Below are 8,124 nucleotides of genomic sequence, written 5' to 3'. Positions count from 1 at the left end.
TATATAAAAAGGATAAATCTTCAATAGCACCCTTTTTAATGAATTTTCTAAAAATTATTACTACTTAAAGTTTATCATTTTTATTAAAAAGTACGATGGGAAAGTATTAGTTACTCTTACAAGCTATAAATAGCTTTTCACATAAGCAATTTATTGATAAATTCATTATAAAAATAGATACTATGTTAATTTAAAAATATATTAATGTCTGAAAAAATGCAAAAATATTTATAAACTCTAATTATATTAAAAGGGAGGTCTTGCAATTTGCTCTTAACAGAATTAAAGGAAAAAAAGATTAACGATTTATGTAAAATTGCTAAAGAATATAATATTAACAATTTTTCCAGAGTAAAAAAGATGGATTTGATCTTCAAAATTTTACAAGCTGAAACAGAGAAGAAGGGTTATATGTTTTCTGAAGGGATTTTGGAGATTATGAATGAGGGATTTGGTTTTTTAAGAACAGGAGGCTATTTACCAGGCGAAAATGATATTTATATTTCTCCTTCTCAAATAAGAAGATTTAATCTTAGTATTGGTGATCTTGTGTCAGGCCAGGTTAGACCTCCTAAAGAAGGAGAAAGATATTATGCTTTATTGAAAATTGAAGCAGTTAACCATGAAGATCCAGAATTATCTAAAGAAAGAATAGATTTTGAAAACCTTACTCCTCTTTTTCCCGAAGAGATGATAAAATTAGAAAATAAATTAGGCGGACTATCAACACGAATTATTGATATATTTTCACCAATTGGAAAAGGTCAACGAGGTCTAATAGTTTCCCCTCCAAAGGCAGGTAAGACAATTTTACTGGAAAAGATTGCAAATGGGATAACTGCTAATCATCCAGAAATAAACCTTATGGTTTTATTAGTTGATGAAAGACCAGAAGAAGTAACTGGCATGCAAAGATCAGTGAAAGCTGAAGTAATAAGCTCTACTTTTGACCAACCTGTAAGTAATCATATAAAAATAGCGGAAATTGTCTTGGAAAGAGCTAAAAGGTTAGTAGAGCAAAAAAAAGATGTAGTCATATTATTAGATAGCATTACGAGATTAGCGCGCGCTTACAATCAAACTATTCCAACAAGTGGAAAAACTCTATCTGGTGGTTTAGATTCAAGTGCTCTTTATTTACCAAAAAGATTCTTTGGAGCAGCGAGAAATATTGAAGAGGGAGGTAGCTTGACTATACTTGCAACCGCTTTAGTAGAGACAGGAAGCAGAATGGATGATGTAATATTTGAGGAATTTAAAGGTACTGGCAATATGGAATTAAGGTTAGATAGAGAACTTTCTGAAAATCGAATATTTCCGGCAATTGATATTAGGAAATCAGGTACTCGAAAAGAAGAATTGTTACTACCAAAAGAAAATTTACAGAAAATATGGTTACTAAGAAGAGCGCTGTCTTCGCAATCATCTCTGGGTGCGGTAAAATTAGTGATTAATAAATTAAAAAAGACAAAGAACAATCAAGAGTTTTTAGATTCTATTAAAGAACAGGATATTTAATAAAATATTTTAAGTAGAAACAAAAAAAATTTTAGATAGTGTAAATTTAGTGTGGCACCTAGAAAAAGGAGATAATAGTTTTTTTATTGTTTTTATTTTTTTATTTAATCAATACACAATACCAATTTTATTTTGGATTCTGACTTCTATGACTTTTGTAATTTTTATTATTCTATATTCTATAGGCTGTACATTAAAAAAACGAGATACGATTCACGAGATACGAAGTTAGTGTAAACTTTAATAGGATATATAGAAAAAATAGTTGTAATTATTGTTTTTATCTTTTTTTTACGGAAATAGCTGATATAATATAGGCGATACGAATATGATGGTTACTATTTTTTTTGAGTTTTTTCTCTTTACGCGATACGAATTTATTCTGACTCCTGGTTTTTTTCTTTTATTTTCTTAACCAGGTAACTAACTAACTAATTTTTAGCGAGATACGAATTAAACTTTGACCTTAAAATAATTATATGTTATAATTTCTATATTTTTAATCTATTAAATATAAAGAAAAGGAAGTTAGAGGAAAGGAAAAATGAAAAAAGATATACATCCAAAATATGAAAAATCAATAATAAGTTGTGCTTGCGGTAACAGCTTTGAAACCGGTTCTACCAAAAAGAACATGAAAGTAGAAATATGTTCTGTCTGTCACCCCTTTTTTACCGGTAAACAAAAGATGATTGATACTGCGGGAAGAGTTGAGAGATTTAATAAAAAATATAATTTAACCAATGATGAAGATAGTGATAATTAATTAAGGTGTTGCCATAAAAATATTTAAATAATTTCAAAAATAAATATACCATTAAAAAAGAAATAAAAAAGTTTTTGATAAATGATTACAAGAATAAAAAGTATGAAAGAGAAAAAGATATTATTCAAGAACATTTGTAATAAAATGATGAATCTATTTAAAAAAAGACAGAGCTTTTATAGGGTTCTGTCTTTTTTATGTTAATTTAATTGTATAGGAATTTTCTTTTTTCGTAGGATTCGATGCCTGTCAGCGTGCGGAAACACACAGGCAGGCATCGAATCCGCAATGAAAACGGGTCAGATAAATCCGACCCCCTACTTTAAAAGCAGTACTTTATACGAAAAAAGTTTTAAGTTTTAAGCTAAAGACTAACGACTGTTCACTATCGACTAATTTTATAGTGCAGAGGAGGGAAAAAATGCGTGAAGGTGAAAATACTGGTTGGATCGAAGTTATATGTGGGAGTATGTTTAGCGGGAAGAGTGAAGAATTAATAAGAAGAGTGCGTAGAGTTCAAATTGCTAAAAAAAAGGTTCAGGTATTTAAACCAACAATTGATAATAGATACGCTGTTCAGTATATTTACTCACATAATGGCACTAAGGTTGAAGCTATAAATATTACTAAGCCAAAAGAAATTTTAGAAAGTATTGAACCGGATACTGAGGTAATCGCTATTGATGAAGCTCAATTTTATGATGATGATATTGTATCCATTTGCCAAGAACTTGCAGATCAAGGGAAAAGGGTAATCATTGCAGGTTTAGACCAGGATTTTAGGGGAGAACCATTTGGCCCGATACCTAAATTGCTTGCAGTAGCAGAATATGTAGATAAGTTACAAGCAATATGTATAATTTGTGGTAATACTGCTTCCAGGACTCAAAGATTAGTAAATGGTCAGCCAGCAAAGTATAGCGATCCAACCATATTGATTGGAGCAAAAGAAAGTTATGAAGCGAGATGTCGGAAATGCCATGTAGTACTAAAGAAATAGTTTCGTATATCGTATCGCGGAACTAGCGTAGAGCGTATAGCGTATAGGCGCGGGCATGAAGTGAGAGCAGAATTAGCGAAAAACTAAAAGTGCAAAACGCAAAACCCTAGCTTAAAACTTAAAATATTAGGACGGTTTTTTTGATTATTACTTTAAATCTTATAATAGAGAATATATATTGGACTAATTTACCGAAAGATACTAAGAAAATAAATAACAAACAGAAGAATACTTTTAAACGAAATAAAAGAATTAGCAAATATATTGCGTTCAAGTATATTAACTCTCAAGAGGAAGATAAGTTTTGAGTTTTGAATTATGGTTTTTCGCTTTTCGCTTTACGTTTTTAGTTACAGGAGTTTAATTCTATGAAAGTTAGGTTGATAAATTACACTAAAGACCCTGAAAAAATAGTAGCTCAGTCAGCAAGATTATGTTATTCTGAATTAGGTATTGATGAATTAAATGAAAAGTTTACTGATAAATCCAGAACAAACTTAATTAAAAAGATAATAAAATTGGGACATTATTCTGTTTTAGAGCATGCCACTTTTACTTTTGCTATAGAAGGAATTTCCCGGGTCACTTCTCATCAGTTAGTAAGACATCGGCTTGCTTCTTTTTCTCAACAAAGCCAAAGGTACGTTAAAATAAGTGAAAAAGGATTTCCTTATATTGTTCCAAAATCTATTGCGCAGGAAGAAAAATTAAATAAAATATTTATCAATGCTATTAAAAAATTAGACAGAATTTACCATATATTATTAGATCATAATATAGAAGCAGAAGATGCAAGATATATTTTGCCACAGGCGGTTACAACTAAAATGATAATATCTGCAAATGCACGGGAATTACTGCTTATCTTTAAATTAAGATGTTGCAATAGAGCTCAATGGGAGATTAGAGAAGTTGCTATGAATATGTTAAGAGAAGTTAAAAAAATTGCCCCAACTATATTTGAAAATGCCGGGCCGCCTTGCATTTTAGGACCTTGCCCCGAAGGGGAATTATCCTGTGGTAAACCCTGGTCTAAAAATAAAGAAAAAGGAGTAAATGGATAATAATGAAAAATGCTGACTGTAATTATGGTGGTCAAGCGGTAATTGAAGGAGTAATGATGAGATCTCCTTTAAAATATGCCATTGCTGTTCGTAAACCAGATAAAGAAATAATTTTAAAAATAGGTAAATTAAAATCATTATCCAATAAGATGAAATTTCTTAAATGGCCTATTTTTAGAGGAATAATTAATTTAATTGAGTCTTTGGTTCTTGGTTTGAAGGCATTAACTTATTCTGCAGAACAGGCAACAGGTGAAGAAGAAAAAATAAATAGCGTAGAAATGTTTTTTACAATTCTAATTGCTTTTGGGCTATTTATAGTTTTTTTCATAGCTTTTCCTACGGCAATAGCTAGATACTTAGATAAATATCTTGCTAATTTAATTGTATATAATTTGTTCGAAGGAATGTTAAGAATTGGAATATTTATAACTTATCTGTTTTTTATATCTAAAATAAAAGATATTAAAAGAGTGTTTGAATATCATGGAGCAGAACATAAAGTGATATATACCTATGAATCAGGCGAAGAACTTAACATAATTAATGTGAAAAAATACAGTACTTTACATCCTCGATGTGGAACAAGCTTTATTTTTATAGTTTTAGTAATAAGTATTTTAGTATTTTCTTTGCTGGGGAAGCAAACATTGCTTTTAAGAATAGCCTATAGAATTGCTATAATTCCTCTAATAGCCGGTTTGTCTTATGAAATTTTAAAATTATCAGCAAAAAACATGAATAAAACTTTTGTAAAATGGGCGGTGATGCCCGGATTATGGTTTCAAAAACTCACTACCAGCGAACCTGATGATGCTCAGATTGAGGTGGCTATAAACGCATTAAAAGGTGTTTTGCCCGAAGAAAATAAAAATATAAAATCTGAAGTGGTAAATAATGTTTGAAAAATTAGAAGAATTAGAGAAAAAATACGAAGAATTGAATAAAGATCTTTCTGACCCAAAAATTATTGCTAATCAAGTTGAATTTCAGAAATGTGCAAAGTTGCACTCTGATATTTCTAAAGCAGTTTTAAAATACAAGGAATATAAGGGCATAATAGAAGAGATTGATGAAAATTCAAAATTATTACCAAAAGAAAAAGATGTAGAATTTAAAAAATTAATAAATGAAGAATTAGAAAAATTAAAAGAGAAGAAATCAAATTTAGAAATTGAGTTAAAAGAAATTATCTTCCCCAAAGACCCTTACGATAAAAAAAATTGCATAGTAGAAGTAAGAGCTGGCGCCGGAGGTGACGAAGCTGCACTTTTTGCCGGTGACCTTTTTAGAATGTATTCTCGATTTGCAGAAAATAATGGATGGAAAACTGAAGTAATGAGTTCTAGTCCTACCGGAATCGGAGGATTTAAAGAGATAATATTTGACATAATAGGAAAAGAAGTATACGGAAAGTTAAAACACGAGAGTGGAGTACATCGAGTTCAACGTGTTCCTGTTACCGAATCAAGCGGAAGGATACATACTTCAACTGTTACGGTGGCTATACTTCCTGAGGTAGAAGAGGTAGAACTGGAAATTAGTCCAAATGATTTAAAAATTGACCGTTTTCGTTCTACCGGTCCTGGAGGGCAAAGCGTTAATACTACAGATTCAGCAATAAGGATTACCCATATTCCCACCGGATTGGTAGTCACCTGCCAGGATGAGAAATCCCAACATAAGAACAAAGCTAAGGCTTTAAAAATATTAAGAGCAAGGCTTTTAGATATGGCAGAAAGAGAAAAACATAATGAGCTTGCTAAGAAGAGAAAAAGCCAGGTGGGCACAGGAGATAGAAGTGAAAGAATTAGAACTTATAATTTCCCTCAAAATAGAATAACCGATCATCGTATTGGTTTAAATTTACATAATTTAGAAGAAGTATTAGAAGGAAATTTAAATGATTTGGTAGTCAATCTTTCAGAAAAATTAAAAAAGAGCAGCGAAGTATAAAATAATGGGGTAAATGAGTATAAATTTCAAACTGTAGGGCAAGCCTTAAAAAATATTCGTAAAATATTTAAAAATAAGGGAATAATAAATCCAGGAAGAGAAGCGGAAATTCTATTAAATTATTTTCTAGGAATGAGCAGAAGTGAAATATATTTGAATTCTGAAAGAATATTAAAAGATATAGAAAAAAAACAATTAGGGAAAAAGATTCAAAAAAGAATAGATAAAATTCCCCTCCAATATATAACTAAACATCAAGAATTTATGGGGATGGATTTTTTGGTAGAAAAAGGAGTTTTAATCCCTCGACCGGAAACAGAGATTTTAGTAGACGAAGTTATCAAAAGATTAAAAAATTATAAATATTCTAATAATTTAAAGGTAGTAGATTTAGGAACCGGTACAGGTATAATTGCTATAAGTATAGCTAAATTTATAGAAAATATTATCATCTACGCAACCGATATTTCTAAAAAATCTTTGCAAGTAGCATTAAAAAATACTCAAAAACATGATAGTAAAGATAAAATTATATTTCTACAGGGAGACTTATTTGAACCTTTTATCGGTAGAATTGAAAAAAACAGCTTAGATGGAATTATTTCAAATCCTCCTTATATAGATTCTTACAATTTTAAATTATTGCCACCCGAAATAAAAGATAATGAACCTAAGATTGCTTTATCTGGAGGAATTGACGGTTTAGATTATTATCGCAAAATTATAAAGAAAAGCCCTTATTATTTAAAAAAAAGCGGTTTTATAGCATTAGAAGTAGGTATAAATCAGTCGAAAATAGTTGAAGAATTAATTATTAGAGAGAATAGCTTTAATCAAAATATAGAAGTTATAAATGATTATTTGGGGATAGAGAGAGTAGTAATAGCATACAGAAAATAAATAACTAGCGTAGAGCGTTTAGCGTATAGCGTATAGAGTATTTAGCGAAAAAAGAAAAGCGCAAAACGCAAAGCTATAGCTCAAAATTTAAAATTGAGGAAATTTTTAAGTTTTAAATTACGTTTATCGCTTATAATTATACGTTTTAGTTTAATAGTGGTCCGTTTACCGAACCTTAGAAATGAATAGAATAATCTATAAAAACAAATTCAAACGCAATACGCAATAAACATCATACGATACGAAATAAAAAGTTTTGAATTTTAAATTATGGTTTTGCGCTTTTCGCTTTAAGTTTTTTAGTTTAGAAGGTGTGAAAAATTAAGTCATTAAGTATGTTGCAATTATATTGCCAAAGGATAAAGGTAATTTAAAATGATCAAAACCATCTTATTTATCTGTACCGGTAATACCTGCCGAAGCGCTATGGCGGAAGGTATATTTAAAAAAATGTTAAAAGAAAGAACAGAGGATGATACCAGATTTAATATTATATCAGCTGGAATTTTTGCTCTGCAGGGTATGCGACCCACTTCTGAAGCAATTAAGGTTATGGTTGAGCAAGGTGTTGATATTTCGCGACAAATAGCCACCCAAGTACAAGAAGATTTGGTTAAAAAGGCAGATATAATTTTGGTTATGTCCAATACACATAAAGATTATATTAGAACAAAATTTACCTTTGCTCAAGATAAAATTTATTTGATTAAAGAATTTGCTCAGATTGGCGAATTTAAAAGTATACAAAAAACTAACGAGAACTATGAAATAGTTGACCCTCTTGGTAGACCTATAGAATTTTATCGAATTGTAGCAAGAGAGTTGAAAGAAAACTTAGAAAAGATATTAGATAAAATTCTTGAAGAAAATAATAAATAATGGTGGTGAGATATTAGATGAAGATAGCGATAGGAAGTGAT

8 protein-coding genes are annotated in these 8,124 nt (G+C 30.1%); all 8 read left to right on the top strand.

All coding sequences use genetic code 11. The annotated features are described in order from the left end of the window. The first annotated feature begins 267 nt into the window (after positions 1 to 267). The 8 genes from CEE44_05455 (at position 268) to CEE44_05420 (ending at position 8,083) form a co-directional block, all read left to right on the top strand. Positions 268 to 1,518, top strand: coding sequence for a transcription termination factor Rho (locus CEE44_05455; GenBank protein TKJ16572.1), 1,251 nt, complete (start codon positions 268 to 270; stop codon positions 1,516 to 1,518). 544 nt (positions 1,519 to 2,062) lie between these two features. After that, positions 2,063 to 2,284 carry a 50S ribosomal protein L31 gene (locus CEE44_05450; protein ID TKJ16571.1) on the top strand — a complete coding sequence of 74 codons (222 nt, stop codon included), beginning with the start codon at positions 2,063 to 2,065 and terminating at the stop codon, positions 2,282 to 2,284. A 421-nt stretch (positions 2,285 to 2,705) separates the two neighbouring features. Next, entirely contained in the window at positions 2,706 to 3,284 is a 579-nt protein-coding gene (locus CEE44_05445; GenBank protein TKJ16570.1) for a thymidine kinase, read from the top strand. 368 nt (positions 3,285 to 3,652) lie between these two features. Then, the gene (locus CEE44_05440) at positions 3,653 to 4,348 is read left to right on the top strand and encodes a thymidylate synthase (FAD) (protein TKJ16569.1); all 696 of its coding nucleotides are present in this window, start codon (positions 3,653 to 3,655) and stop codon (positions 4,346 to 4,348) included. 2 nt (positions 4,349 to 4,350) lie between these two features. Next, a complete protein-coding gene (locus CEE44_05435) occupies positions 4,351 to 5,253 on the top strand; it encodes a hypothetical protein (GenBank protein ID TKJ16568.1) in 903 nt (300 codons plus the stop codon). Then, positions 5,246 to 6,304: a peptide chain release factor 1 gene (locus CEE44_05430; GenBank protein TKJ16567.1), complete on the top strand. Its 1,059-nt coding sequence runs from the start codon at positions 5,246 to 5,248 to the stop codon at positions 6,302 to 6,304. The genes CEE44_05435 and CEE44_05430 overlap by 8 nt, the downstream gene beginning before the upstream one ends. A 54-nt stretch (positions 6,305 to 6,358) precedes the next feature. Then, positions 6,359 to 7,204, top strand: coding sequence for a protein-(glutamine-N5) methyltransferase, release factor-specific (gene prmC / locus CEE44_05425; protein ID TKJ16566.1), 846 nt, complete (start codon positions 6,359 to 6,361; stop codon positions 7,202 to 7,204). 375 nt (positions 7,205 to 7,579) lie between these two features. Then, positions 7,580 to 8,083, top strand: a complete 504-nt coding sequence (locus CEE44_05420) for a protein-tyrosine-phosphatase (protein ID TKJ16565.1) — start codon at positions 7,580 to 7,582, stop codon at positions 8,081 to 8,083. Positions 8,084 to 8,124 lie beyond the last annotated feature (41 nt).

Source organism: Candidatus Woesearchaeota archaeon B3_Woes, assembly GCA_005222965.1.
Lineage (GTDB): Archaea > Nanobdellota > Nanobdellia > Woesearchaeales > B3-WOES > B3-WOES.
Note: the sequence above shows the minus strand (reverse complement) of the source record. Positions and strands in the feature narration are given on the sequence as shown.

What these genes read in the sequence shown, in the direction of transcription:
- CEE44_05440 (TKJ16569.1), top strand. Translation starts at nt 3,653, where the DNA reads ATGAAAGTTAGGTTGATAAATTACACTAAAGACCCTGAAAAAATAGTA.
- CEE44_05420 (TKJ16565.1), top strand. Translation starts at nt 7,580, where the DNA reads ATGATCAAAACCATCTTATTTATCTGTACCGGTAATACCTGCCGAAGC.
- CEE44_05445 (TKJ16570.1), top strand. Translation starts at nt 2,706, where the DNA reads ATGCGTGAAGGTGAAAATACTGGTTGGATCGAAGTTATATGTGGGAGT.
- CEE44_05430 (TKJ16567.1), top strand. Translation starts at nt 5,246, where the DNA reads ATGTTTGAAAAATTAGAAGAATTAGAGAAAAAATACGAAGAATTGAAT.
- CEE44_05435 (TKJ16568.1), top strand. Translation starts at nt 4,351, where the DNA reads ATGAAAAATGCTGACTGTAATTATGGTGGTCAAGCGGTAATTGAAGGA.
- CEE44_05450 (TKJ16571.1), top strand. Translation starts at nt 2,063, where the DNA reads ATGAAAAAAGATATACATCCAAAATATGAAAAATCAATAATAAGTTGT.